The sequence below is a fragment of the Kastovskya adunca genome (genome assembly GCF_059505785.1).
The window spans coordinates 52,074-76,214 of sequence record NZ_JCACLG010000008.1; the positions used below are offsets into that span (position 1 = coordinate 52,074).

General features: G+C 47.5%; 24 protein-coding genes and 1 pseudogene. 14 read left to right on the forward strand and 11 right to left on the reverse strand.

Going from position 1 to position 24,141, the window contains the following annotated elements:
- The first annotated feature begins 53 nt into the window (after nt 1–53).
- Entirely contained in the window at nt 54–761 is a 708-nt protein-coding gene (locus AC5JR3_RS02120) for a glutamine amidotransferase-related protein (RefSeq protein ID WP_495842572.1), read from the forward strand.
- A gap of 70 nt (nt 762–831) precedes the next feature.
- Here AC5JR3_RS02120 and AC5JR3_RS02125 read toward each other — a convergent pair whose 3' ends face one another.
- Nucleotides 832–1,656, reverse strand: coding sequence for a PHP domain-containing protein (locus AC5JR3_RS02125; protein WP_495842574.1), 825 nt, complete (start codon nt 1,654–1,656; stop codon nt 832–834).
- Nucleotides 1,657–1,815: 159 nt separating this feature from the next.
- Here AC5JR3_RS02125 and AC5JR3_RS02130 point away from each other — a divergent pair, with 159 nt between their 5' ends.
- Entirely contained in the window at nt 1,816–3,108 is a 1,293-nt protein-coding gene (locus AC5JR3_RS02130) for a cytosine deaminase (RefSeq protein ID WP_495842576.1), read from the forward strand.
- 87 nt (nt 3,109–3,195) lie between these two features.
- Here the strand turns inward: AC5JR3_RS02130 and AC5JR3_RS02135 are convergent, their stop codons facing one another.
- Nucleotides 3,196–3,804, reverse strand: coding sequence for a hypothetical protein (locus AC5JR3_RS02135; RefSeq protein WP_495842579.1), 609 nt, complete (start codon nt 3,802–3,804; stop codon nt 3,196–3,198).
- 149 nt (nt 3,805–3,953) lie between these two features.
- Between AC5JR3_RS02135 and AC5JR3_RS02140 the strand changes: the two are divergent.
- Nucleotides 3,954–4,313 (forward strand): annotated as a pseudogene (locus AC5JR3_RS02140) (FAD-binding oxidoreductase); the annotation flags it as partial.
- A gap of 363 nt (nt 4,314–4,676) precedes the next feature.
- Complete coding sequence (locus tag AC5JR3_RS02145) at nt 4,677–5,111, forward strand: hypothetical protein (RefSeq protein WP_495842582.1); 435 nt, start codon at nt 4,677–4,679, stop codon at nt 5,109–5,111.
- A gap of 235 nt (nt 5,112–5,346) precedes the next feature.
- On the opposite strand, the gene AC5JR3_RS02150 is transcribed toward AC5JR3_RS02145, so the two are convergent.
- Entirely contained in the window at nt 5,347–6,042 is a 696-nt protein-coding gene (locus tag AC5JR3_RS02150) for a Uma2 family endonuclease (RefSeq protein ID WP_495842584.1), read from the reverse strand.
- Between the two features lie 54 nt (nt 6,043–6,096).
- On the opposite strand from AC5JR3_RS02150, the gene AC5JR3_RS02155 reads away from it, so the two are divergent.
- The 3 genes from AC5JR3_RS02155 (at nt 6,097) to AC5JR3_RS02165 (ending at nt 9,428) form a co-directional block, all read left to right on the forward strand.
- Nucleotides 6,097–6,906, forward strand: a complete 810-nt coding sequence (locus AC5JR3_RS02155; protein ID WP_495842682.1) for a creatininase family protein — start codon at nt 6,097–6,099, stop codon at nt 6,904–6,906.
- A gap of 286 nt (nt 6,907–7,192) precedes the next feature.
- Complete coding sequence (locus AC5JR3_RS02160; RefSeq protein ID WP_495842586.1) at nt 7,193–8,212, forward strand: SGNH/GDSL hydrolase family protein; 1,020 nt, start codon at nt 7,193–7,195, stop codon at nt 8,210–8,212.
- A 655-nt stretch (nt 8,213–8,867) separates the two neighbouring features.
- Nucleotides 8,868–9,428, forward strand: a complete 561-nt coding sequence (locus AC5JR3_RS02165; protein WP_495842588.1) for a pentapeptide repeat-containing protein — start codon at nt 8,868–8,870, stop codon at nt 9,426–9,428.
- 73 nt (nt 9,429–9,501) lie between these two features.
- Here AC5JR3_RS02165 and AC5JR3_RS02170 read toward each other — a convergent pair whose 3' ends face one another.
- Entirely contained in the window at nt 9,502–9,921 is a 420-nt protein-coding gene (locus tag AC5JR3_RS02170) for a hypothetical protein (RefSeq protein WP_495842590.1), read from the reverse strand.
- A gap of 59 nt (nt 9,922–9,980) precedes the next feature.
- Complete coding sequence (gene cobU / locus AC5JR3_RS02175; protein WP_495842683.1) at nt 9,981–10,544, reverse strand: bifunctional adenosylcobinamide kinase/adenosylcobinamide-phosphate guanylyltransferase; 564 nt, start codon at nt 10,542–10,544, stop codon at nt 9,981–9,983.
- 234 nt (nt 10,545–10,778) lie between these two features.
- Between cobU and AC5JR3_RS02180 the strand changes: the two genes are divergently transcribed.
- The 4 genes from AC5JR3_RS02180 (at nt 10,779) to hpsU (ending at nt 14,275) form a co-directional block, all read left to right on the forward strand.
- Nucleotides 10,779–11,495: a hypothetical protein gene (locus tag AC5JR3_RS02180; protein ID WP_495842593.1), complete on the forward strand. Its 717-nt coding sequence runs from the start codon at nt 10,779–10,781 to the stop codon at nt 11,493–11,495.
- A 71-nt stretch (nt 11,496–11,566) separates the two neighbouring features.
- Entirely contained in the window at nt 11,567–12,514 is a 948-nt protein-coding gene (locus tag AC5JR3_RS02185; RefSeq protein ID WP_495842595.1) for a glycosyltransferase family 2 protein, read from the forward strand.
- A gap of 138 nt (nt 12,515–12,652) precedes the next feature.
- Nucleotides 12,653–13,603, forward strand: coding sequence for a glycosyltransferase family 2 protein (locus AC5JR3_RS02190; RefSeq protein ID WP_495842598.1), 951 nt, complete (start codon nt 12,653–12,655; stop codon nt 13,601–13,603).
- A gap of 6 nt (nt 13,604–13,609) precedes the next feature.
- Nucleotides 13,610–14,275, forward strand: a complete 666-nt coding sequence (hpsU, locus tag AC5JR3_RS02195) for a hormogonium polysaccharide biosynthesis acetyltransferase HpsU (protein ID WP_495842600.1) — start codon at nt 13,610–13,612, stop codon at nt 14,273–14,275.
- Between the two features lie 115 nt (nt 14,276–14,390).
- Here the strand turns inward: hpsU and AC5JR3_RS02200 are convergent, their stop codons facing one another.
- Together AC5JR3_RS02200 and AC5JR3_RS02205 are read right to left on the reverse strand one after the other, a co-directional pair.
- On the reverse strand, nt 14,391–14,522 hold the full coding sequence (locus AC5JR3_RS02200; RefSeq protein ID WP_495842602.1) for a hypothetical protein: 132 nt from the start codon (nt 14,520–14,522) through the stop codon (nt 14,391–14,393).
- A gap of 188 nt (nt 14,523–14,710) precedes the next feature.
- Nucleotides 14,711–15,103, reverse strand: a complete 393-nt coding sequence (locus tag AC5JR3_RS02205; protein WP_495842603.1) for a VanZ family protein — start codon at nt 15,101–15,103, stop codon at nt 14,711–14,713.
- Nucleotides 15,104–15,595: 492 nt separating this feature from the next.
- On the opposite strand from AC5JR3_RS02205, the gene AC5JR3_RS02210 reads away from it, so the two are divergent.
- On the forward strand, nt 15,596–16,777 hold the full coding sequence (locus AC5JR3_RS02210; protein ID WP_495842605.1) for a GUN4 domain-containing protein: 1,182 nt from the start codon (nt 15,596–15,598) through the stop codon (nt 16,775–16,777).
- Between the two features lie 93 nt (nt 16,778–16,870).
- On the opposite strand, the gene AC5JR3_RS02215 is transcribed toward AC5JR3_RS02210, so the two are convergent.
- Nucleotides 16,871–18,250 carry a class I SAM-dependent methyltransferase gene (locus AC5JR3_RS02215; protein ID WP_495842607.1) on the reverse strand — a complete coding sequence of 460 codons (1,380 nt, stop codon included), beginning with the start codon at nt 18,248–18,250 and terminating at the stop codon, nt 16,871–16,873.
- Between the two features lie 2 nt (nt 18,251–18,252).
- Nucleotides 18,253–19,230 carry a carbohydrate kinase family protein gene (locus tag AC5JR3_RS02220; RefSeq protein WP_495842609.1) on the reverse strand — a complete coding sequence of 326 codons (978 nt, stop codon included), beginning with the start codon at nt 19,228–19,230 and terminating at the stop codon, nt 18,253–18,255.
- Nucleotides 19,231–19,535: 305 nt separating this feature from the next.
- On the opposite strand from AC5JR3_RS02220, the gene pedR reads away from it, so the two are divergent.
- Together pedR and AC5JR3_RS02230 are read left to right on the forward strand one after the other, a co-directional pair.
- Nucleotides 19,536–19,811, forward strand: coding sequence for a photosynthetic electron transport-dependent transcriptional regulator PedR (gene pedR, locus AC5JR3_RS02225; protein WP_495842611.1), 276 nt, complete (start codon nt 19,536–19,538; stop codon nt 19,809–19,811).
- A 29-nt stretch (nt 19,812–19,840) separates the two neighbouring features.
- Nucleotides 19,841–20,350 (forward strand): DinB family protein, encoded by a 510-nt coding sequence (locus AC5JR3_RS02230; RefSeq protein ID WP_495842613.1) that lies wholly within the window; start codon nt 19,841–19,843, stop codon nt 20,348–20,350.
- A gap of 74 nt (nt 20,351–20,424) precedes the next feature.
- Here AC5JR3_RS02230 and AC5JR3_RS02235 read toward each other — a convergent pair whose 3' ends face one another.
- Nucleotides 20,425–22,119: a NupC/NupG family nucleoside CNT transporter gene (locus AC5JR3_RS02235; RefSeq protein ID WP_495842615.1), complete on the reverse strand. Its 1,695-nt coding sequence runs from the start codon at nt 22,117–22,119 to the stop codon at nt 20,425–20,427.
- A gap of 512 nt (nt 22,120–22,631) precedes the next feature.
- Complete coding sequence (locus AC5JR3_RS02240) at nt 22,632–24,092, reverse strand: adenylate/guanylate cyclase domain-containing protein (protein ID WP_495842617.1); 1,461 nt, start codon at nt 24,090–24,092, stop codon at nt 22,632–22,634.
- Between the last annotated feature and the right edge of the window lie 49 nt (nt 24,093–24,141).

Here is a 24,141-nt window from a genome sequence, read left to right on the forward strand (position 1 = left end):
CAACTCCCTAACTCACGTTAAGTTACAAGTTAGGCAGCGATTAAAAATAAACAGTGAACAAAATTCTCGTCATCATCCATCAAGTCACGTCTGACCCCGGTCTGGTGGGGCAGATTTTGCACCGTTACGGTTATACCCTCGATATCCGTTGCCCTAGCAACAACGACCCCCTCCCACTGACCATGGATGACCACAAAGCGGTGGTGATCTTCGGTGGCCCGATGAGTGCTAATGATGACGAAACCTTACCGTTTATCAAAACAGAGCTGGATTGGATTCCTGTGGCGCTTGCCTCTGGAAAGCCCTACCTAGGAATTTGTCTGGGCGCTCAACTGTTGGCGCGGGTATTAGGGGCGACAGTCAAGCCCCATCCAGAGGAAAAAGTAGAAATTGGCTATTTCCCGATTATGCCCACCTCGGCTGGAAGGAAAGATTTTGCCGAACCTCTGTATGTCTATCATTGGCACAATGAAGGGTGGGAACTGCCTGCGGGTGCTGTCTCTTTGGCTACAGGGGAAACGTTTGTCAATCAAGCCTTTCGTTACGGTGAGAACGCCGTCGGTGTGCAGTTTCATCCAGAGATGACGGAAGAGATGCTGAAAAAGTGGACTGTACTGGGAGCCGAACACCTGAGCAACCCAGGGGCGCAGTCTCGCGACGAACAGCTACAAAATCATGCTGTATATGCGATCGCTATGGAAAAATGGCTCACTGATTTTCTGCACTGCTGGCTCCAGCAGGAAGCCAGTCTGGCGGGATAAAAGCTTGCCAAAAGTTGCTCACGGAAGTGGGTTGACTGACTCACCAACCGAGGGATTTAGCACTATTTTCCTAAGCTAGCTGTAGAGCTGCCTGTTTAATCGGCTCAAGCAAAGATAGCGGCACCTGCATCTGATTGAGGGTACTCCCTGCTTTTTTACCATCAGGGCTGGGCCCGTGGTAATCGCTCCCCCCCGTCATCAGTAAATTGTACTGATTACACAACGCTTCTAAGCGTCTCATTTGACTAGGGCTATGACCAGGATGATACACTTCCACTCCCATCAAACCCACGGCGACTAATTCCTCTAAAACCTCCTCAACTGCGCCGCCCCGAAATAGGTAGGGATGCGCCCAGATGGGTACAGCACCGGAACTACGTAACAATCCTATCCCCTCAGCAATAGAAAACTTCTCGTAATGCACATGAGCGGGTTGATCATCCCCTAACCAACGCTCAAACGCTTCCTGCGCCGACTGCACATATCCGGCTCGTACCAAAGCGTTAGCAATATGGGGGCGTCCCGGTGCCATTCCTTCTCCCATTGAGGGCAGCTCAATCGGATAACCCAACTCTGCTAACTTTTCCATCATTTGCCTAGAACGGCGTTTGCGTCCTTCTAAACGCTCCTGTAAAGGCGCACATAGCCGTTCGGGTTGCGGATAAAAGCCGAGGATATGCAAAGAGCGATCGCGATGAACCGTACTCAACTCCAGTCCCGGAACAATTTCCAGCTCGTAGTGTTTCGCCGCTGCAAACGCCTCCTCCCAACCCGAAATCGTGTCGTGGTCAGTAATCGCCAGCGCCCGCACCCCAGCCGCGATCGCTTTTTGTACCAGCTCTCCCGGCGTCAGGGTGCCATCAGAATAAGTGGTATGACAATGCAGTTCTAACATGGTTGTCTGTTGTGATGAGGTTCTATTGATATTGTCAGCGAGATGTTAGCCTCTCAGATTACTGACTTCTCTAAGAAGTGACCTCGCATTCACAAAATGGAAACGAATCCTGACATTTATGAATAAGATACTTACCAGAAAAAAGGAAGAGAAAAAGTCATGATTCCAACTGCACCTCGTTACTGGCTGACAAATGCTCATGTACCAGCCTGTCTGCTGAATCCAGAGGAGGCGATCGCCGCAACAAAGACGCGGGAAGGTTTAGTAGCCGTAGATATTGAAATTGCGGGGAATGCGATCGCCAATATTGTTCCAGCAACGGCTACTAGCCGACAAGAACTCAGACACGATCTAAAAAATGGGATTGTGTTTCCCTGTTTTGTGGACATCCACAGCCATTTAGATAAGGGTCACACTTGCGAGCGTAGTCCTAATCCCGATGGCACCTTCGATAGCGCCCTCACTACCGTTCATAAAGATGCAGAATATTGGAACGAGGAAGACGTTTACCGCCGCATGGAGTTTGGCATCAAGTGCAGCTACGCCCATGGTACAAAAGCCATTCGCACTCACATTGATTCCTTCGGGGAACAAGCGGCGATTAGTCTTGGCGTCTTCAAAACCTTACAAAACGAATGGGCGAATCGAGTCATTTTGCAAGCAGTTTCCCTAGTAACCCTTGATTACTACCAAACTCCAGAAGGAATAGCTTTAGCTGACCGCATTGCCGAAATCGGCGGCATCCTCGGAGGTGTAGTTTACACGCATCCTGACTTAGACGCCCAGTTAGATGCAGTCTTTACCCTGGCAAAGGAACGCCATCTCGACCTTGACTTCCACACGGATGAAAATACTGATCCCAGCTCAATCTGCCTCCGCCACATCGCCCAAGCCGCTATCCGCCATCAGTTCGCCGGGAAAATCGTTTGCGGACACTGCTGTAGCCTGTCAGTTCAGTCACCAGAATCAGTTGAAAACACCCTCTCCTTAGTCAAGCAAGCAGGAATTGGCATCGTCAGCCTGCCGATGTGCAATCTTTATCTGCAAGACCGTCAACCCAATCGCACCCCTCGTTTGCGAGGCGTGACTATCCTGCACGAACTCAAACAACAGGGCATCCCGATTGCTGTTGCTAGCGATAATTGCCGCGACGCCTTTTATGGATTTGGCGACCACGATGTCTTAGAAGTTTTTACCCAATCCGTCCGCATTGCTCATTTGGATACGCCTTATGGGGACTCTCCTTGTACGGTTACTAAGACGGCAGCAGATTTAATTGGGTTGCCAACTGTTGGACGAATTGCTATTGGGTTGCCAGCGGACTTAGTTATTTTTAAGGCTCGTTATTTCAGTGAGTTGTTGTCGCGATCGCAGCACGATCGTATTATTTTGAGAAATGGTAAGGAGATTGATACGAAGCTACCGGATTACTCGGAACTGGATAATTTATGAAGAGAACGCAGAGGAAGAGAAGAAAAAGGGGTTCAAGGTATTTAGTAGGATGGCTATAGATAAGTGAGGATTGACCTGACGCTGAGTTTATTTTCCGTTAGCGATTAGTTGCCAAAATGTTACTCCACCGCCAATTGTGGCAATGAGCAATCCGCTAACAACAGTAGTCAGAATGTAGGTCAGTAACCCACCGACAATATTAGTAAGAATAAGTAGGACGGAATCATGAAATAGCGTCAGGCTTAGAGGCAGGCAAATAGCCCAAGCAATGATGACTCGCAGTACCTGCGTCCCTTTTAGGGAAGGTTTAAACCACTTGAGGATTAAGCCCATAAGCAATCCGCCAATTACTCCGGCGATCGCTCCGGTGGCAAACAAAATCTCAGGCGACGTGTAATCGTACCAGCTTAAGGATACAAGCGCACCAGCAACTAGGGCGATCGCCCAAATTATGGGAACAACAAGGAAGCTTCTCCAATACTGAGTGGATACAATCGAAATCAATCCTACCGCAATGCCCAATCCCCCCATTCCTCCGCTAACAAGACCAAAAACTAGAGAGCGCGATAGCTCAACGTAGGGCGATGAGTGGTAGTTTATATCCCAGCCGAGAAATAAGTAAAGGCTAAACAACAGCCCTATAGACCAACAAATAGCCGTCCACAAAATAGCGATCCACAAAACAAACTGACGCATTAGTTTGATTAAAAAATGTTTATTTCTTCAACTCTACTCTTTGAGCGGTACCTAAGTCGAGATGAAGGGAGCGATCGCTCTATTTCACTGGGGACTATGAGCGGGTACTAAATACTACTTGAAAACTTGTGAAAAAACCGGAAAATTACATACCTCCGACGACTACTCAATCAATTGACAGGGATGCTTTATTAGCCCAATTAGCGGGAATAGAAACGATTACCGACTCTGTTCAGATTGCCAAACTCTCTCAGGATTATTACCACTTCAGCCCCGTACTGCAACCGCAGCTAGCGGACAAGACTGGTGATTTGGTTGTGCGTCCTGTCAATGAGGCGGAAGTCTTGCGGGTAGCTGCTACCTGCGTGAAATACAAAATTCCTTTAACTGTGCGAGGTGCAGGAACAGGAAATTACGGACAGTGCATTCCTCTTGAGGGTGGGGTGATTCTCGACTTGACGCGGATGAACGAGATTCGGTGGATTAAGCCGGGGTTAGCCTGCGTACAGCCACTTAGAGTTTATTCGCATCGCTGGACAAGTTGTACCTGCTGCCTTACAAGTCGTGCGCTACACCACTGAAGAACGGCTGAATGAGATTATTAGCTACCACGAACAACAGGGGGCTTTCATTGCCATCCTCACACTTACATTCTGGAAGATGGAGGAATGAAAACTAGCGATAGTCAGAGATTCGCCATAATAGAAGTGCACCGGAAATTTCAGATCCATCGAAGACAACACCTTCGATTAGACGAGAATTGGGCTTAGCGGAACATGAATCTACTGGATATGAACTACCCGCAAACTGGATACAAAAGTTAGTAGAAGCGGCAATTCCAGGAACTTTAAAAATATAAAATTAACAGAAAGATGAACTTAGACGAACTCGATCTTGATGATTTACTTGGCATCATCAAATATCAATCACAATGGCGATTTTTTGTTTGTACTGTAGTCGAATGGATTTTAGACTATGCTAGGTACGATCCCAGTTGTATCACATCTCAAAATTCTGTTTTATTTCGCAATGGTTTGCTCGAAGTAAATGACAGAAACTTCTCGGATTTTCTTAATGCCATACAAAGGTACGAGCTTTCTTATCAAGAGGTAAGAGAACTACTGCAACGTGAAGATGCAAACCATTGGTCATTGCAAATTGTCATAGATTACGACAAAAAACTTTATGTAAATGGTTTTACAGAAATAGAAATTCATGAATATATCTCTCCAGGCTGGCAAGGAATAGAAGAGTTTCCCCTTGATTTCGTGCCACAAAATATTAAAGATTTATGGATAGAAAAATGATCCATTATCACTTTATTGTTCTCCTGTTAAATCTGTCTAAAACGTCGTTCTTTCGTCAAGTGAAATGACGTAAAATTCGTGAAAGGTAAACTAAGCGATAGAAGAGGGATATCCATATTTTGTTCTGAATCAGGTTGTTATTAGGTTCAGTTCATCTTCTCGGCTCATGCTCAAGCGGCTGGCATAATTAGATACTTCTCAGACACCCTCTTAGGAATCTTACATTATTGCTATATTACAAATCTTCTAGATTCACTCCCAATTCCCGCAATCGTTGTTCCAACAGTTCAGGTCGCCGCTGTTCTTGCTTTCGTAAAGCCCGCTCCTGTTGTGATAATGCCCCAGCTTGCTCTGCTCGTTGGGGTAGTTCTACAAAAGTGGCAAATTGTTGTCCATCAGGGCGATAAATTTGCAGTTCGCTATCAGTTAATTCAAACCGAATTCCCAACCTCGGACTTGTCCAACCTGCGATTTCTTCAATAACTTCTAAACCTGATTCAGCACGTAAGGAGCCTGTAAAATCATTTTTATCTGGGTCATATAGATAATACTCCTCCACCCCATAACGGTCATAGAAAAGAAACTTTTGCATTATCTCCTTAAGTGTGTTGCTAGGGGAAAGAATCTCAAATACGACTTGAGGATTGATGTTATTTTCCTGCCATTGCCGATAGGAACCCCGGTCTCCTTTAGATCTGCCAAATGCCACCATCACATCAGGCGCTGTTTGAATGGTATTGTTGCCTTCAATGGGGTACCAGAGCAGATCGCCAGCCACAAACACTTCAGGATTGTTAGCAAACAATAATTCTAAGTTTTCTTTGATAAGGACAATCCATTGAAACTGCTTAGTATTGTCTGCCACTAACTGTCCATTGCTGTCAGGATAGATAATATCGGATTTATGGGAACTTTTGAATTTGCTTATCATTGCTATTCCTATTTGTAATGTTTTAACCTCACTCTACCAATTTCAAAACTAATGATGCATAGTTTTATTCCCCCAGAACGCTTTTTTTCTTATCTCACTTGGACGGAAATTCAAGCGATGCCGGATAAGGAAAATGTAGTGATTATTCAGCCCGTGGGGGCAATTGAACAACATGGCCCTCATTTACCGATTATTGTTGATGCCGCGATCGCTACTGCTATTACTGGCAAAGCCTTAGCAAAACTGGATACTAATATCCCTGCCTATGCCTTGCCTACACTGCATTACGGCAAATCTAACGAACATGACCATTTTCCCGGCACGATTACCCTTTCTGCCCAAACCTTATTAGCCGTGTTGATGGAGATGGCAGAAAGCATCTACCGTGCTGGCTTTCGCAAATTGGTGTTGATGAATGCCCACGGTGGACAACCCCAAATTATGGATATTGCCGCACGGGATTTGCACGCTAAATATGACGACTTTCTAGTTTTCCCCTTCTTTACCTGGCGAGCCCCCCACATTGCTAAGGAATTGCTGTCAGTGAAGGAAGTTGAGTTTGGCATCCATGCAGGGGATGCAGAAACCAGCGTGCTGCTCTCGATTTTGCCGGATCAGGTGCAGATGGAGCAGGCGGTAGCCGAGTATCCTCCAGAGATGCCGGAAGATAGCCTGCTGAGTATGGAAGGGAAGTTGCCCTTTTCTTGGGTGACGCGAGATTTGTCTCAAAGTGGAGTACTGGGAGATCCCACAGTAGCCACGAAAGAAAAAGGCGATCGCCTCCTAGAATCCATCTCTAGTAGTTGGACAAAGCTCATCGAAGATGTGTACAAATTCCGTCAGCCTAAAGCCTGGAAAGATTAGCTGAGATCTTGCACCATTTTTAGCAAGTATTTCTCAATCGCCAAGCTATGTAGAGACATTGCATGACTTCATCAACTCTTTACACCATCTTCATAGAATCTCAACTAGAGCTTTCAAAAATACTGAAAAATATAGATGAAAAGCATAGTTACAAAGGTAAGTTTGGGTATGTCTACTGACGCAATTATTTGAGTCAGAACAAAAGATGCCTTTCAAGTGCAAGCTGACTCGCCCAACTTTCCTTAATGTGAGTAAAATCCTCGCAAAAAACCAAAACTCTCAAAAAATGAAAAAACAAATTGTTACCACGGGTCTGTTTCTCTTTTCATTCCTGCTACCGCTCAAGGCGAACGCCGCCACGTTTAATCAGCTTTTTGTCTTTGGTGACAGCGTTTCTGATACAGGAAATGTGAGTAATTCCACTGGAGGATTGGTTCCCCCAAGCCCCTTTTACTTTAATGGGCGCTTTTCTAATGGCCCTGTTTGGGTGGATTACCTCGCCGAAGCTTTAGGAATCATTCCTGCTCCCGATCTCGACCCTATCCCTGCGGGAGCTGTATCTGGAAGTACAAACTTTGCCTTTGGGGGGGCGACAACAGGGTCAGACAATACAATTCTCCCTCAGTTGCCAGGATTAACGCAGCAGATTGGCTTGTATAGCCAGCTTGCTCCCTTCATTACTCAGCCGGATAAGAATCCGCTCTACATCCTGTTTGCAGGGGCTAACGATTATTTGCCCACAGAAAGCCAGACGTTCACGCCGTTTCAAACACCTAATCAGTCAATCGCCAATTTATCCTTTGCCTTGGATTCTCTGATTAATTCCGGTGCTGAAAATATCATGCTGGTTAACCTGCCAAATTTAGGCGAGCTGCCACTGACGGCTAACACTCCCCAGGCTCAACGCCTCAATAAGTTAACCCAGAAGCATAATTCTCGACTAAATGGACTCGCCTCAAAATTTGCTTCTGAGGCGAATATATTTTCTCTGGATGTGAATTCTCTATTCAGTAATGCGGTCGCCAATCCCTCGGAATTTGGTCTCACCAATGTAACGGATTCTTGCCTTTTTACACTGTGTCAAAATCCCCAACAGTATTTGTTCTGGGATAACATACACCCCACCACGGCTACCCATCAAATTATTGCCAACTCCGCCTTGGAAAGGCTGCAAGCTGAACCGCAAAAGAGCGTTCCTGAACCTGCTGCTGTTTTAGGATTGGTAGTTGTTGGTGCTTTGGGTACTACTGCCAAACGTAAACGTCAACTCCAAACGGCTAGCCGGAACAAAAGCCGTTCAGCTTGAGATGTAGTCATACTTAGTTAAATCCTGGTGGTGCGGAATGTCTGCTTCTAATTACGACGATTGAAGAACTGCTAGAGCATCGCCAATCAGGTAAGTTTTTGCACAGAGCTAATTTTAGGTCTAATCTAAAAAGCCGTTTCAATTCTGGCAAAAACTTGCTGATCTGTTTTGTGGTAACTGCGTCAAAACCGAGAACTAGATGGTGTGCTGCTTCATCTGACATCGGCTCGTAATACTCCGCATCCGACCAAAAACCAACACCCCTTTGCGCCGCCCGACGCACTAGAGAGAGCCTGTTTACCAAAGGCTGATAATTAAGTCAATGAACTTCTGTTAAACCTAGGAACCACTAGGCGAGAGTTGCTATAAGATTTTGTGTAAGTAGGCGAAAAATAACAAAATGTAGTCTGCTGGTCAGTTGTAAATTGTCCTAAACCTTCTGACCTAGATTTTAAATGCATTTACACTCAGAGATTGCACCTGTAATGCAAGCTCAAAGGGAATTGGTATTCCTTTGGTTTGGTGTGAGACGAGAATTGTACATCTGAATAATTTGGGCAACTCAAAGAAGTTGCCTGCACATTTTTGGGATTTTATCTGAATACGAAATCCCACTTCACGGCTTTTGAAATTGAAGTTTTAGGAGATTTTAAAGATGAACACGCAAGAACTTCTAAATCTATACGCAACAAGAAAATTAAACTTTCAAGAAGCAAAATTTCCCGGAGTTTCCCTCCCTGGAGTTGATTTAAGTCGGGCTGATTTTAACCGTTCTGATTTTAGTCGGGCTGATTTGAAAGGAGCAGATTTAAGCGGTACCTGTTTCCACCAAGCCAACCTGACTAATGCTGACTTGAGTGGAGCTGATTTAACCGGAGCTAATTTAACAGAAATTAACTTGATTGGCAGCGATTTGACGGGAGCCAATTTGGCGGGAGTTGACCTAACAGGTGCCGATCTGCGTTGTGCAAACTTGCATCAAGCCAATCTTGATGGCGCTAACTTAACCGATGCTGAACTGAGCGGTGCTGATTTGAGTGGTGCTAATTTGAGTGGTGCTTGCTTAGAGGGTGCTTCTTTAACGGGTGCTGATTTAGTTGGGGCTGATTTAAGTGAAACGGGTTTGAACCTAGACACAATCACTCAGGAAACAACATCAAGTGGCGTCTCCCACAAGTGGGTAACCTGGAATGGTAGTTGCACTACTGGTAATTAGCCGCAAACGATAGGGGAATTAGGGTAGGAGCGAAGGGTCGTTCGTTCCTACCCTAGTGTTAATTTTGTTTGCCCTAGTTACTAATTCTTTGTAAGCGATCGCGAATGGCAGTCAACTTATCCGGAGTGCTGATAGGCTCTCGCGGTGCTGGAAGTTCGGTGTTGGGCCAACCAGATATGTCGTTACAGGGACATAGTTCTGATGGCATCCCAGCCATTTTTACAGGCACAGGCATCTCACAGCGAGAGCAGGATGATAGATCCCACACTGGGGTTAACAGTTGATCAATGGTTTGCTCAGTGCCTTCTAGGTGACATTCACCGCTCTTGGGGGAGAGAATTTTCTGCCAAATCTCTTCAAACTCCTGGCTGTAGCGATCGCCTGCTATGACCTTTTCTGGTGTTAGGGTTTCTTGTCCGTTGCGGAGTACAACCTTCTTACCGAGTTGAAACCAATAAGCAAGATAGCGTTTGACCTGTTGTTCGGATGCCATAGATGAGTGCTTAGGGACGGGGTGTTTTTGCCTATTTACTTCTATTATGGTACCGATAATCAGGCGTTTGGGAGTGGCGAACCCAAAACACTAAGGTTGAGAATATGACCACAGGTAACCAAGTAAACGGGGTTGGCGATCGCTCCTAGTAAGCGGACTAATGTCCCTAAGCGGTCGCGAAACTTTCTCCCCAAGGAATAAGCCGGAACCACTCCCCATCCTGTCTCCTCAGCCACCAAAATCACATCACTAACTGCCTGTTTAATTGCCTGCAGCAAGTCCTGGGAGATTTTCTCCCACTCCTCGTCATCGCGATCAAGAAAATTAGCGACCCAAGTCCCCAAAGAATCAATCAACAGACAGCCATCCTGGGATGATGCCGCGATCGTGGCAGCGAGGTCGTTTGGCACCGATAGCGTTTCCCAACTTTCCGGGCGACGGCGTTGGTGTTGCTCAATGCGGGCTTGCCACTCTGTATCATTGGGGTCAACGTGAGCGGTGGCGACGTAGATCACAGAGTTCCCCGTCTCTGTCGCCAAGTATTCTGCCCACTCACTTTTACCAGACCGAGCCGGGCCCGCTACTAAAATGATCCGTCTTGCCAAGATTACCTCCCCTGCCATGACAAATTTTCTCTTCTCCTGAAGTGCGATCGCTCTTGTCTGGGTCGTTTTCCCCGCACCCAATTCCTGAAAAACTACCGTTTCTGCCAAGAGATACAGTTAAAATGACGACAAAAATAAATACTTGTACTGACAAGTAAAACAACCTAGATTGGCACAAGACAATGCCAGAAAATCTTACCAGGATTAAGTAAGTCGGTTAGGGATTGGCAATCGCAGCGACAAGAGAAAACTATGAAACCAGAATTACAACGGATAGAGACAACACTAAATCGCTTGGCACAAGCCAAGGCGGGAGCCAAGCAACAGACAGCCACTGCCGTTAAAAGTCGCAGTAGTCAGTCATCAAAACGCTCCCGCACCAATTCTCCAGAGCCATCCTTCTCAATGGCGGTGCAGCCTTTCCCTGCCCACAAATATCACGGTGGCAAAACTCCAAGCCTGCCAAAGTTTAAGTCTCCTAGCTTCAGCGACCATCGCCACGCCGCCAATCCCGCTTTAGCAATGAACCTGCTAAAAGAAATTGAAGGTGTTGTCGGCGGCTGGCAGAAGGAATTACAGCAAATTTTGCGCCAAGTTCAAGACATTTATCTGGAAGGGCCAATTGTAGACGGCTGGCTAGATTCTCATGCCCGTGAATCCGAAATGGGTGGTGAAACAGTCCGTCACGCAGAAACTGACCGACTGATGGACTACGAAGAAGTCCTGAATCAGTCCGATACTAACGTCACTTATCAAGCGCCCCGCACAGGCTACCGCCTCTGTGGACTAGATGCCGATGGTAAATTGTGGTCACAGCCTTGCCCCGCCGAACAAGTGCCTGATGTCAGTATGGCGATCGCTCGTTATCATAAACTCCGCCAACTCCTCAGTCGCAAGCAGTACCTAGAAACTCGCCTCAGCCAACTTGCTGAAACTTTGATCGTTTTACATAGTCATTTGCAGGAATAGTTCATTGTGTAAAAACAGTGAACATCATCCCCGGTCTGCCAATCCCCAGTCCCCAATCGCCAACCCCTCCAATGAAGATTTCTGCAATTATCTGTACCCACAATCGGGAACAGTATTTAGGCGCTGCGATTGATAGCTTATTGCAGCAAGACTTTGATAGTTATGAAGTGATCGTGGTTGATAATGCCTCCAGCGATCGCACATCAGAAATCGTTAAAGAACGCCTGTCTCACCCTCGTCTCAAGTATGTTTACGAACCCATCACGGGTTTATCTGTAGCGCGGAACCGGGGAGCCAAAGAGTCACAAGGAGAAATTCTGGCGTATTTAGATGATGATGCCGTTGCCAGCTTGGGGTGGCTGCGAGTACTTGTTGAGGCGTATGAGAAAAACGAAAAATTAGCGATCGCCGGAGGCAAAGTCACACTGCTTTGGCCGGAGGGAATTACGGCTCCGTCCTGGCTATCTGCGGGACTCGCAGGCAATCTAGGAGCCTATGATCTGGGTGAAGAGATGGTTTATATCAAACAGCCCGGTTTAACGCCTAGGGGCTTAAATTACTCCATCCGGCGGAACTTCCTCGAACAAATTGGCGGATTTGATGTCAATTTGGGTCGGGTTGGCAAAAATCTTCTCTCCAACGAAGAAGTGCATATGACCGAACTTGCCCTCAAGCAGGGCTGGCAAGTTGCCTATCTCCCAGAGGCACTCGTTGCCCACAACGTTGCTGTAGAACGCCTAGAGCGCACTTGGTTCCTAAATCGGGGCTGGTGGCAAGGCATTAGCGAATGTTACCGTGAACAAGTTACAGGACGCTCAGGCCCTCCTCAACTCCTGCGAGGGAGCGAACGCATCGTCCGGGGGTTGTACAAATCTCTGAAATACTTTGGCAGCCCTGCCGAGCGCTTTGATAACTTAGTGTATGCCTATGGTCAAATTGGTTATTTGAGTGCTGCCATTCAAGGAATGCTCTCCGGCGACAAGCAAAAGGCGGTTTCGCCCAAGCCCAAGAACTCTTAACCGATTGTTTCGCTCTTGATCCGTCTCTGTAGAGTTTTAGAGTAGCTGGTCTTTCCGGCTAAAGACTAATAACTCAAGAGGAATGATTAATGCGACAAGTCCTAAACCCTACAAATGAACCTTGCGGATTCACAGATTATGACTTCCACTAACTCCAAAATCCCGGTTTCGGTTTTGATTCCAGCCAAAAACGAGGAAGCCAATCTGCCAGCTTGTCTGGCAAGCGTGGAGAGAGCTGATGAAGTATTTATTGTCGATTCTGATAGTAGCGATCGCTCCGTTGAAATTGCCGAAAGTCATGGTGCAAAAGTCGTACAATTTCAGTTCAACGGTCGTTGGCCGAAAAAGAAAAATTGGTCGTTGGAAAATCTGCCGTTCCGCAACGAATGGGTATTGATTGTTGACTGCGATGAGCGCATTACCTCAGAACTTTGGGACGAAATTGCGATCGCCATCCAAAACCCTGACTACAATGGCTACTACCTCAACCGTCGAGTCTACTTTCTCGGCAAGTGGATTCGTTTCGGTGGCAAATATCCCGACTGGAACCTCCGCTTGTTCAAGCACAAACAAGGTCGCTACGAAAACCTCAGCACTGAAGAAATCCGCAACACAGGCGACAACGAAGTCCACGAACATGTCATCCTAAACGGTCGCGTTGCTTACCTAAAAAATGACATGGAGCACATGGACTTCAAAGACATTTATCACTGGCTAGAACGGCACAATCGTTACTCCAACTGGGAAGCCCGCGTCTATCTCAACATGCTCACAGGCAAAGACGAAGCTGGCACAATTGGTGCAAACCCGTTTGGAGATGCGGTGCAACGCAAGCGTTTTCTGAGAAAAGTCTGGGTGTGGCTACCCTTCAAACCAACCCTGCGGTTCATTATTTTCTACTTCCTGCGGCTAGGATTTTTGGATGGAAAAGCTGGCTACACCTATGGGCGCTTACTCAGTCAGTACGAGTATCAAATTGGCGTCAAACTCTACGAATTGCAGCAATTTAGCGGTCAGCTCAACGTTGCTAAAACACCACCCGTGACACCGCCTCCCCCTTCCCAGTCCATTGCCTCTAAAACCAATTAGAGAACAATGGCTTCCGCTACTCCCAATCCTTCGTCTGAGGGAGATTCCTCTAATCTCCCCCTTCCCCAACCCCTGCCTACAGAGACTGTAGAACCCAGCCAACTCGACTGGGATGCCGCCGCCTATGTGGATTTACGCCGCTACAACCAGAGCGGGTACGACCGAGGACGCCCTGGCTGGTTTGTCCTACTGTGGTGGTTGGTACAGGCTATTGCCTTCCCCCTAAGCCCGCATCCTTTGAATAGCCTTCGTTGTGCGCTGCTGCGGCTATTTGGCGCAAAAATTGGCATCGGCGTCATCATTCGACCGACTTCCCGTTTCACCTATCCCTGGAAAGTCCAAATTGGCGACTACTGCTGGATTGGTGACGACACTGTTTTCTACAGCCTGGAACAAATCTCTCTCGGCAACCACTGCGTCGTTTCCCAAAAAAGCTATCTTTGCACAGGCAGTCATAACATCCAAGATCCAGTTTTTAGCTTAGTCGTTGCCCCCATTACCCTTGGTAACGGCGTCTGGATTGCCACTGATTGCTTTGTCGCCCCTGGCGTCCGAATTGGTTCTAATGCCATTATTGGGGCCCGTAGTAGCGTCTTCAGCACCATCCCCCCAGCGCAAGTCTGCTGGGGCACCCCCTGCCGTCCCCACTATCTGCGAAAAATGACGAATTAGGTTGAGCCGCTTACATCCTCCGCCGTAACCAACAGCAATAAAAAAGACGCGATTCGTCGCGTCTCTACAGAAAGAAAACCTTATTTAAACTTAACGAAAGCCAAAAATCTCTCTGTTACTTCACTTTTTGAAGAGAGCCATCAGCGTATAATTCCAGCGGTACTAACTCCACTTTGCCGTTGACTTTTATCTTCGAGTAGACAATTTTTACTAAAGGCGCTTGGTTTTGATTGTAACGGCGTGCCATAGTAATCACCTCATTAACTATGAATTCGTCAAAAATGTTGTTTAATCGGCAATGGTGTAAATAATTTCCTTGCCTATTTATGTGATAACAAAATCTTTTTAAAGTTATTTACCTTCCTCGGAGATTTTTTGATGAAGCTTTGAAAAAGTTTTCTGCCTAGGTTCTCATCTACCCAGCAATCAAAGAGACTATTTTCGCGTAGCTAACCAGTAAAAGCCCCAAATCCCGATTAGATTAGCCGTCATATCTACTAGACTCGCGGTGCGAACTGGTGAGAGGAGTTGGAAACTTTCCTCTATTGCTATGAACATAGTAATGAGAACTGGTGCTAGCGGTAGAGCAACAGGAAAAAACCGAATTTTGAACATTTGCCCATTAAGAGCTTTGTGACCCAGGTAAGAGGCGATGCCTAATAAAACAAAGTGTCCAACTGTGTCATAAAACGGAATATGTTCTAGTTCTACTGGCAAAATACCTTGATATGCAGAAATGATTACAGTTAATAAAAATAGGAAATAGAAACCGAACAAAATTGTCCAGTTTCGCTTTAGCTTTAGTGAAATTCTTTGTTTATGGTTCATCGCGCGCTGACAAGTTGGTGCTTCATCCACTACAGAGAGCAGGCGAGAAATTCCGCACTAATACGTGAGTTGAGCGGCTAGTGGGCATTTGACTTGCGTATTTCTCTGCTGGGGTAAAAGCAGTTGATTTCTCTCCCCCTCATTCCTAACAGGACTCTTAAGCCGAATGGCACTGATTTAAAAAAATTCATCACAAGCGATCAAACCTTGTGCAGGGGGTCTGGGGGAGGCACTCATCCCAAGAGTGGGGGGATTGGGGGGAAGCCCCCCAAGCTGGGTTTTTCTCAAGAACAACTATTTGCCACTTAAGCTCAGTACCATTCCTCTTAAGCCAAAGTTCCTTTTGAGGAGGACAGTTTCAAATTCTGGAACGACCCCACGGGTAAACTTGGCAACTGGGCTAACATCGTCTCACAGAAAACATCTCTACTGTGAGATTTCTGAAAACGACACAATATCTAATCACGATTAGGATTCATCAAGTTAGCCGTAATGAAGCGCATCATCACCCTTGGACTTTTGACATTTCTAGCTGCTTGTAGTGCCACTCCACTGCTTTCCTTACCGGAGCAACCGCGAGGGAGTAAAGCTGTTGCTGTAAGTCCAACGGCAAGTTCTACTCCTCCTGCGTCACCCCGCGATGTTTTTTACCTGAGCGATCGCTTTGGCTATCGGATTGTTTCTCCGAGTGGCTATATCATCACGCCATCCGAAACGACGCCCTCAACGCAACCGACGACTCCTTTAGAAGTATTGGAAGTGTGGAAACAATCTGATTTCCTCACCCGTATCTCTTTGCCTGAAACTCCTCCCATCATCAGCATCACCGTCTACAACAACTCCCCACAACTGCCTCTCACCCACTGGAAAGGAGAACTCAGCAGCAATGAAGAGCAGCCGCTCACAGTTGCTGGACAAAAAGCGATCGCCTATACCTCCACAGGACTCTACGAATACGACAATGTACTATTCACCAGCCCGGATAGCCGTTACGTGTTCCGCTTGAGTGTGGGTTATCAAGATGCCGAAGCCCCAATTCGGCAAACGTTCCAGGAGCTTGTTTCTAACTTTACGTTTGATGTACTTCCCAGTTCTAGCTCCCCCTCTAAATGGCGCATCAACTACAGCCATCTTGAGAATCTGCTGACTGCACAAAACTGGCAAGCCGCAGATGTCGAGACTCGTGCAATTCTCCAACGTTTAGCCAGACCTCAAGGAGATTTGCTCTTCAGTAGCAAATCAGTCTTCAATGACATTCCTTTAGAAGACCTGCGAACCCTTGACACCCTCTGGTCAACTGCCAGTAATGGACGGTTTGGCTTCAGCGCTCAACAACGGATTTGGCAGCAAGTTGCCAAAGATGCCAAAAACTCCAAAGCCCGGGTAGACCGCTTTGCTCAAGCCGTGGGATGGCATAGAACTCAGCCTCTACCAGAAAGCAATCCGGTTGGTATGGAGTTAAGCGGGAGTTTATGGCAGTTAGATACAGAACTCAACTACACGGCGGCTGCACCAGCAGGACATTTGCCCTCAGTTGGTGTTTCATCGGATCGATTGACTGACATGCTCAATGCGCGCTCTCTAGGCTGCGGTAGTTGCACAATTGATGCTATGTATTTGGTTAGCGATCGCTACTATGATTACCTGCCCGCTTTCTTTAGCAAGTTCAAGTAATTAGCAACTAAAAGTGCTGAGGTTTCTCTGGTGTAGAGTGACTAATTATTTGTTATCGGTGACAGATTAATGTCGTCAGGGTGAACGTCCCAATTACATCGGCGGCATACTCAAACCTTTGAGGGCTTGTGCTTGTTGCCCCAAAGTCAACCCTTTGCTTTGAATCAGTACTCCAAAGCCTCCTAATCCTGAAGGGTCAATGAGCTGATGAAGGGCTTCGCGACGCCCCATAATAGCCATGAGATCTTGTGCGGTGGCAACTTGTTGAGCGCGATCGCTTTCGGGGGAAGAAAGAGCCGCAATGCGATCGCCCAACCCCAACGCCATCAAAAACATCCCTTGTTTAGTAAACCCTACCGTCTGCAAGCCACAGCGATCGCCCTGACGCTCCAGAGCTGTAAAGTCTACATGAGCCGTTAAATCCTGATGTCCGATATTCCAGTAGGGGTCATTGTGATACTGATGGCGGTAATAGCACTGCAACGTCCCCTGATACCGTTGAGGCGTGTAGTAACGCACTGCTGTGTAACCATAATCAATTGTCAGGAGATAGCCCCGATCTAGCCGCTGGGCGACGGTACTCAGCCAGTCCAAAGCTGCCAAGTTTACCTCGCTCCTAAAGCCTTCTGGATAGTCAGCAGACGTAATATCGATTCCTACTAACTCAAAATATTCCGCCAGTTTGGAGGTTGAGGGTTCCGCCGTCACTTCCACAAACTGTCCCGTTTCCGTAGCCGTGATATAGACTTCCCGCAGTTGTCCATTTTCCAGTACAAACTGATGCACGGGCAAAGCGTCCACCAGTTCATTAGAAAAGCAGCAACCCACAATGGAGGCGTCGGGAATCTCTTCTAAACTGCACCAGCGCAGTTTGGGGAATTGGTGATTGGTGATTGGCGAAGAGAGTCCTAAGTCCTGAATTTGTTGCTCCTCTGCTCCCCTGCTCCCCTGCTCCTCTGCTCCCCTGCTCCCCTGCTCCCCGGCTCCCCGGCTCCCCGGCTCCCCGGCTCCCCGGCTCCCCGGCTCCTCTGCTCCCCTGCTCCCCAACCTTTCCAACACTTGCTGCTGCTGGGCAATCATCCCGGCGGCTTTCTCGACGATGATGTACTCAACAGCGTTAAAGACTTCAGGATGATCGGTTTTTAGGTGGTTGAGGATATCGGCAGCAATTAAGCCTTGACCTGCGCCCATTTCTACCAAAGTAAAAGGGGTGGGGTGTTCCAAAATCTCCCACATTTGGACAAATTGCTCGGCAAGCAACCTACCAAAGTCCGCTCCTAGGTGGGGTGAGGTAAAAAAGTCGCCTTGCGCCCCAATCTTACTAGCTGCTGTAGCGTAGTATCCCTGCTGTGGGTGATATAACACTAAGTCCATATACTCAGCAAAAGTGATGCGTTGCTGCGGTGCGGCGGCAATACGCTCTGCAATCAACTGACACAGGATAGGATTAGGGCGATCGCTTTTTGGGGTCACGGCTATTGTCTTTTCTCCTTGAGAAATGCCTCGACTTCTGAGGCGGTGGGTTGAGCCGCGATCGCTCCTGGCTTCAGCGTCGTTAATGCTCCCACCGCACTGGCGTATTCCACAACTTCCCTAGCAATTTGGGGGTCATTCAAATCTTGCAGGCGGCGCTGACAAAGCTGATGGATGAAACCCGCGACAAAGGCATCTCCAGCTCCTGTGCTATCTTTCACATCCATCGAAAAAGCAGAAACTTTACCTTCATTGTCTCCTAAACAGTAAGAACTCTGCTTATCGCCATCGGTTACTAAAACGCCTTCCACCGTATCCAAGCGATGGGTAATCGCCCCTGCATCAGCCGTATCAAAAAACATTTCGGCTTCTTCTTTAGAGATTTTGAGGAAATCGGTGCGTTTTAACAGTTGATGAATTTGCGGCTGGGCTTCGTCTGGGTTCTGCCAAAACATCGGACGCCAGTTGATATCAACAACAATCTTGACATCGTACTGCTCTGCCAGTTGTAGCGCTTTCATAACCGCTTCCCGCGTTTCGGGGTAGGCTAGCTCCAGCGTTCCTAAGACTAAAAACTCCGCCTCTTTAAACAATGACTCTGGTAACTTAGATGCCTGAAGGAAGGTGTCGGCAAATTTTGTAGTATCCAAGCCACCAAAGCCCGCAAACTCGCGATCGCCTGTTTGCGATCGCACAACATAAATCTCCCTAGTTGGTGCGCTGGGATGACGCTGAATGCCACTGTCGTCAACACCAATATCTTGTAAAAGCTTAACTAGAGTATCTCCTGGCTGATCTTGACCGACGCAGCCAATAAAACCTGAAGGCGTACCCAACTTGACTAGGGAACAGGCAACATTGGCAGGTGCGCCGCCTGGATAAGCTGTCCAGGATTCAACTTCTTCGAGCGATCGCCCCAATTGGTCGGCTAAAAGGTCAAATAAAATTTCACCAAGGCAGAGAACACGAGGATTCGTCACAGGTTGCATACCTCTCAACTTTTTTCAGACTACCAGAGGCGTTACCTCCCGGAGCAGTACAACTAGACCTTCGTGGCAAAAGTTTCTCACTAATTCCGAAAGCAGCGATGGGGAGCAGGGGTGCAGGGGAGAGAAAAATTGACGACGATTAGCCATTACTCCAATCGTCTATTTCATACTTCACCCTTCATACTTCACCCTTCATAAAAACTTGCTTCAATCCTAGTCTCTAAGCGGCTCAGCCGCCGATCGATCCTCTAAAATTGAAGGAGACGCTAAGTAGATCTACTAAGGAAAAAATACTCATGGCTGGTGGTGACTCCTATACCCCTGCATCTCTTTCTGACCGAGAAGTGCAAATTATTGAATTAGTAGCCGCTGGCTTGACCAATCAGGAAATTGCCCAGAAGCTGGAGATTAGCAAGCGCACAGTTGACAATCACATCAGCAACATCCTGACGAAGACATCAACGGATAACCGGGTGGCACTAGTACGCTGGGCACTACAGTGGGGTAAAGTTTGTTTGAACGATGTCAACTGCTGTACCTTGCCCCTACCGAGTGATGAAGTACTGTCCTAGTAATACTCATCGGCAGTGGCAGTAAAGCCATGATCCCTATGGACGTGAAGGAACTTTATATAAATTTCGCCCGTTACAATCAATGGGCAAATGAACGAATTTATACGGTCTGCCAACAGCTAGACTCTGATAGTTATTATCAAGACCGCCGCGCATTTTTTGGTTCTATTCATGGCACGCTGAACCACATTTTACTAGCTGACCGTGTTTGGATGAGTCGCTTTACTGGGGAAGCCTACGAAGTCACTTCCCTGAGGGATGAACTGTACCCGACTTTCGAGTTATTAAAGTCAGCCCGCCAAAGTGAGGATACCCGGATTCTTGCTTACGTCACTGATTTGACATCGGAAGCGCTCGCGCTTGAGCTATCCTACAGCAACTCAACAGGGCAGCAGTACAATCAACCCCTGTGGCAATGTTTAGTCCATTTATTCAACCATCAAACCCATCACCGAGGACAGGTGCATCAAATGCTAGGGGAAGCGGATATGAAAACGCCAGTCCTCGATCTAGTGGTGATGTTGCGCGATCGCCCTTGAGCACATTGCCTCAGTCAGCTATGGCACAATTTCAATAAATTTCCTGTTGAATCTTTTAATGCTAATAGTCGTTGCTACTGCGGTGAGGGGCTGGGAGAAGGTGAGGCTTGAGAAGCAGGAGACGGCGTTGTTGCTGGGCTAGGTGTAACCGTTGTGACTGTGGGAGAAGGTGAGGCTTGAGGAGCAGGGGACGGCGTCGTTGCTGGGCTAGGTGTAACCGTTGTGCCTGTGGGAGAAGGACTGGGAGATGCAGGTGCAATTGCTCCTTGGGGAACAGGTGAAGCAGTAGGGGCGAGAGGGCTAGGAGAAGGCGTCGCGGGAGTCGTCACCGGAGCTACTTGCGGCGATGATATCTCTCCCAAGATTCCCGGTGCGCCTGTATAAAATACTCCTGCCACGCAAGCAATCATTGTTGTTGCTAGGGTGCCGACAAAGAGAGCTTTCCAGCCTAACTCAGAAATATCTTTACGTCGGGACGGAATTAGGGCAATCGTACCACCGACAAAAATGCCCACAGAAGCAATATGGGCAAAACCCGAGAGGGCGTAGCTAATGATGATCAACGTGCGCTCGCTCAATTCTCCGGCGGCGGCTGCCCGACCTAATTCTTGATAGGGAGGAATGGCGGTTTCTAGCAAGCGGCGACCAAAAATCACCGACGCTTGCCAGGATTCGTCAAAGGGAACGCCAGTGAGGATTGTCAGTGGGTAGAACAAAAATCCGAGAATGTTCTGCAAATTGACGATGCTGAAAAACTGTCCGACGATTTGCAACAAGAAAATGTTGGACTCAGTCAAAGCCGCAAGTGCGCCAAATATCTGATTGACTAGCGAGACTAAGCCGAGAATTAAGATTAGTACCGCCGCGATCGCTACCGCCATTTTCACCCCATCCAACGCGCCGACAATCGCCGCATCCATCGGGCTAACCCGCTCAATCGGTTCGCCACCGACTGTTTCCTGGGGAACATCCTCCTCAGGCTTAACGCCCATGAACTCTCCCTCATCATCAAAATTTTTGGCTTTATTCGCTTCCTCTGTGGGAATGCCTCCAGCTGTAAGGGGAACGCCTGTTTCTGGCACCAAAATCTTCGACAGCACAAAGCAAGCAGGAATGGCAATAATCGACGCCGAGACTAAGTGCCCCAAAATATTCGGAAACACAGGTCTGAGGAAACTAACATAAATCGCCAAAGTGGAAGAGGCGGCGGTACCAAAACAGCAGGAAAGAATCGCACAGAGTTCGCTACGGGTCATCTTCGCCAAAAAGGGCTTGACCACGATCGCCGCTTCAATCCCCACAAAAATATTCGCCGCACCACTCAACGCCTCAGCCCCACTCAGGCGCATCGTTGCATAAAATATCCGGGCAAAGAAATTAACAACAGGTTGAATGACCCCAATGTTGTAGAGCAACGCCATCAACCCGGAGAAAAACACCACCGTCGGTAAGGCGCGGAAGGCAAAAATATAACCGAGATCTACTGTTGGTACTACCCCTGGTCTTGGCACAATATTTGGGCCAAAGACAAATCGTGCTCCGGTATCAGCAGCGAAGAAGACCCCATCAAGCAAGTTGTTAAACGCATTCAACGCCGCACGGGTGGGGGGAAACAGAAAGATTAAAGCACCCAGCAGGAGTTGTAAACCAATCCCCCAGATAATCACGCGCCAGGGAATGTACTTGAAGCGACGGTTCTCAGAAAACAACCACGCGATCGCACATAAGCCAAAAATACCAGCTAGAGAAACTAAATTGAGGTAAGACATGGATTGGGATACCTGTATTGAGATGGCAATCGTGAGTTGGGTTGTTGTAATGTTGCCGTTACTTCAGGACCAATAAGCGTTGTATAACTGATTACAAAAAGATTAATGAGTAAAAAACAGCTATAGCCTTGACTAATCAATCTAAACTTACTCGCGAGCTTTATGCCAGAGGGCAGTAACAATTTTTTGAACTTTCCGCAACCCTTGAAGGTTAGAAACTCATTAACTGATGGTGAAGGGAGTCAGTGAAGTATGAAGGGTGAAGTATGAAGTATGAAGTGTGAAGGCTTCGACGTGAGCTCAGCCGAACGGGTGAAGTATGAAGGAGGTTATCAGTTTTCCTCATCGCCTCATCTCCTCTGCCCCCCTGCACCCCTGCTCCTCTGCACCCCTGCTCCCCTGCTCCTCATCCCCTGCTCCTCATCCCCTTATCACCCTCTCCTTCTCTTACCTCTGCGCCCTCTGTGCCTCCGTGGTTTATTAAAATCCCCATCACCTCATCCCCCCACTCCTCAGGGAAGCAACACTTCGTGAATTGCCACCGCCTCATCCTTACCTTTAACCTTCACCGAGTCGCCTACTAAGCGCAGCTTAAACGCTTCCGGGTGATGTAGCGAGGAAACAACCGATTCAGTCACCAAAATTGCACAATCGTACTGCCGAGTCAGTCCCTCAACTCGGGCGGCAACATTCACCGCATCCCCAATCACGGTAGACTCAATCCGCGAGGTAAAGCCAATCGTCCCCATCACGACCTCACCGCGATGAATACCAATCCCAATTTCGATTAGAGGTAAGGCTTTGTGCTTCCGGTTGGCATTGAATTCTTGCAACATCTGCTGCATGGCTAAGGCGGCGTACAGCGCACAGCCTGTTCCTTCATCATCAAACAACGCCATGATCGCATCACCGATGTACTTGTCAATAAATCCTCCATTGTCATTAATCACCTGTCCCATGCAGGCAAGATAGTCGTTTAACAATGTAAAGGTTTCTAGAGGCGTTAACTGTTCTGACATTGAGGTATAACCGCGAATGTCAGCAAATAAAATCGTAATTCGGCGTATTGCCGTGACACCCACCTGGATGTTTTCAATTCCGTCTGAGGCAATAACAGCCAGAAACTTATCGGGAACAAAACGTTCAAAAGACTCTATCGTTTTTTGAAGTCTCCCGAAGGATGCCTGCAACGCCGCAGACATCTCATTAAAAGCCGCCGCCAATGCGCCAATTTCATCGGTTCGCTGAATATCAGCACGATGTTGTAAATCTCCGGCGGCAATCTTGGCAGCACTAATTTGTAGACGTTGCAAAGGGTTACTAAGTTGACGCGCCAGGAGATAAGCTCCCACTAGTCCAACAGCTAGTCCAATTGCCCCGACTATTAAAGCTTTTTTCAAAGCATTTGCCATTGCTAGGTTGACCTCTCGTAGGGAGATGCCAATGCGGAATGTCCCAATTTTTTCTCCCGCAGCATTACGAATGTCAGTGGCAACTTCCATCATGCGTTCTCCCCGACGCCCTCGTAATTGCCCTTGAGGGAACTCAACATCTCGTAGCAGATAAGTTTCGAGAACAAAGGTTTTCCCGGATGCATTTAGTGCTTTGTCAGTGATATCTACCCGCACTACATCGGGATAATACTGTTCCTGAAAATCGCTCGGCAGGGCAGCGACAATTTGATTTGATAGCCGTGCGTCAGATACCAGGATGTAAACAAAGTCTTGATTGCGTCTAAGAAGTAAGTTCAATCCCTGGCGAATTTGTCCCCAGTTTTGATCTACTAATTCGTTTGTCCAAGCACTAGCAAGAGCCGCCGCCAGTAGTTGTACTTCCTTACGCTTGGAGTAGCGGTAAAGGTCTTGCTCGCTCTTCACCCAAAGCCATACCGTAATCCCAATAATCACGATAATCAAAAGCGTCGTGGCAGTCATAATCCGAGTGCGAATTGAGCGAAATAATGCAACCTTCATCAATTCAAGGCGACAGTTAATCAGCCTATTGTCTCAAGTTTCAGGAGTG

What these genes read in the sequence shown, in the direction of transcription:
- AC5JR3_RS02230 (WP_495842613.1), top strand. Translation starts at nt 19,841, where the DNA reads ATGATCCCTATGGACGTGAAGGAACTTTATATAAATTTCGCCCGTTAC.
- AC5JR3_RS02205 (WP_495842603.1), bottom strand. Translation starts at nt 15,103, where the DNA reads ATGAACCATAAACAAAGAATTTCACTAAAGCTAAAGCGAAACTGGACA.
- AC5JR3_RS02235 (WP_495842615.1), bottom strand. Translation starts at nt 22,119, where the DNA reads ATGTCTTACCTCAATTTAGTTTCTCTAGCTGGTATTTTTGGCTTATGT.
- AC5JR3_RS02165 (WP_495842588.1), top strand. Translation starts at nt 8,868, where the DNA reads ATGAACACGCAAGAACTTCTAAATCTATACGCAACAAGAAAATTAAAC.
- AC5JR3_RS02160 (WP_495842586.1), top strand. Translation starts at nt 7,193, where the DNA reads ATGAAAAAACAAATTGTTACCACGGGTCTGTTTCTCTTTTCATTCCTG.
- AC5JR3_RS02130 (WP_495842576.1), top strand. Translation starts at nt 1,816, where the DNA reads ATGATTCCAACTGCACCTCGTTACTGGCTGACAAATGCTCATGTACCA.
- AC5JR3_RS02240 (WP_495842617.1), bottom strand. Translation starts at nt 24,092, where the DNA reads ATGAAGGTTGCATTATTTCGCTCAATTCGCACTCGGATTATGACTGCC.
- AC5JR3_RS02135 (WP_495842579.1), bottom strand. Translation starts at nt 3,804, where the DNA reads ATGCGTCAGTTTGTTTTGTGGATCGCTATTTTGTGGACGGCTATTTGT.
- AC5JR3_RS02155 (WP_495842682.1), top strand. Translation starts at nt 6,097, where the DNA reads ATGCATAGTTTTATTCCCCCAGAACGCTTTTTTTCTTATCTCACTTGG.
- AC5JR3_RS02180 (WP_495842593.1), top strand. Translation starts at nt 10,779, where the DNA reads ATGAAACCAGAATTACAACGGATAGAGACAACACTAAATCGCTTGGCA.
- AC5JR3_RS02170 (WP_495842590.1), bottom strand. Translation starts at nt 9,921, where the DNA reads ATGGCATCCGAACAACAGGTCAAACGCTATCTTGCTTATTGGTTTCAA.
- AC5JR3_RS02200 (WP_495842602.1), bottom strand. Translation starts at nt 14,522, where the DNA reads ATGGCACGCCGTTACAATCAAAACCAAGCGCCTTTAGTAAAAATTGTC.
- AC5JR3_RS02185 (WP_495842595.1), top strand. Translation starts at nt 11,567, where the DNA reads ATGAAGATTTCTGCAATTATCTGTACCCACAATCGGGAACAGTATTTA.
- hpsU (WP_495842600.1), top strand. Translation starts at nt 13,610, where the DNA reads ATGGCTTCCGCTACTCCCAATCCTTCGTCTGAGGGAGATTCCTCTAAT.
- AC5JR3_RS02125 (WP_495842574.1), bottom strand. Translation starts at nt 1,656, where the DNA reads ATGTTAGAACTGCATTGTCATACCACTTATTCTGATGGCACCCTGACG.
- AC5JR3_RS02150 (WP_495842584.1), bottom strand. Translation starts at nt 6,042, where the DNA reads ATGATAAGCAAATTCAAAAGTTCCCATAAATCCGATATTATCTATCCT.
- AC5JR3_RS02210 (WP_495842605.1), top strand. Translation starts at nt 15,596, where the DNA reads ATGAAGCGCATCATCACCCTTGGACTTTTGACATTTCTAGCTGCTTGT.
- cobU (WP_495842683.1), bottom strand. Translation starts at nt 10,544, where the DNA reads ATGGCAGGGGAGGTAATCTTGGCAAGACGGATCATTTTAGTAGCGGGC.
- AC5JR3_RS02190 (WP_495842598.1), top strand. Translation starts at nt 12,653, where the DNA reads ATGACTTCCACTAACTCCAAAATCCCGGTTTCGGTTTTGATTCCAGCC.
- pedR (WP_495842611.1), top strand. Translation starts at nt 19,536, where the DNA reads ATGGCTGGTGGTGACTCCTATACCCCTGCATCTCTTTCTGACCGAGAA.
- AC5JR3_RS02145 (WP_495842582.1), top strand. Translation starts at nt 4,677, where the DNA reads ATGAACTTAGACGAACTCGATCTTGATGATTTACTTGGCATCATCAAA.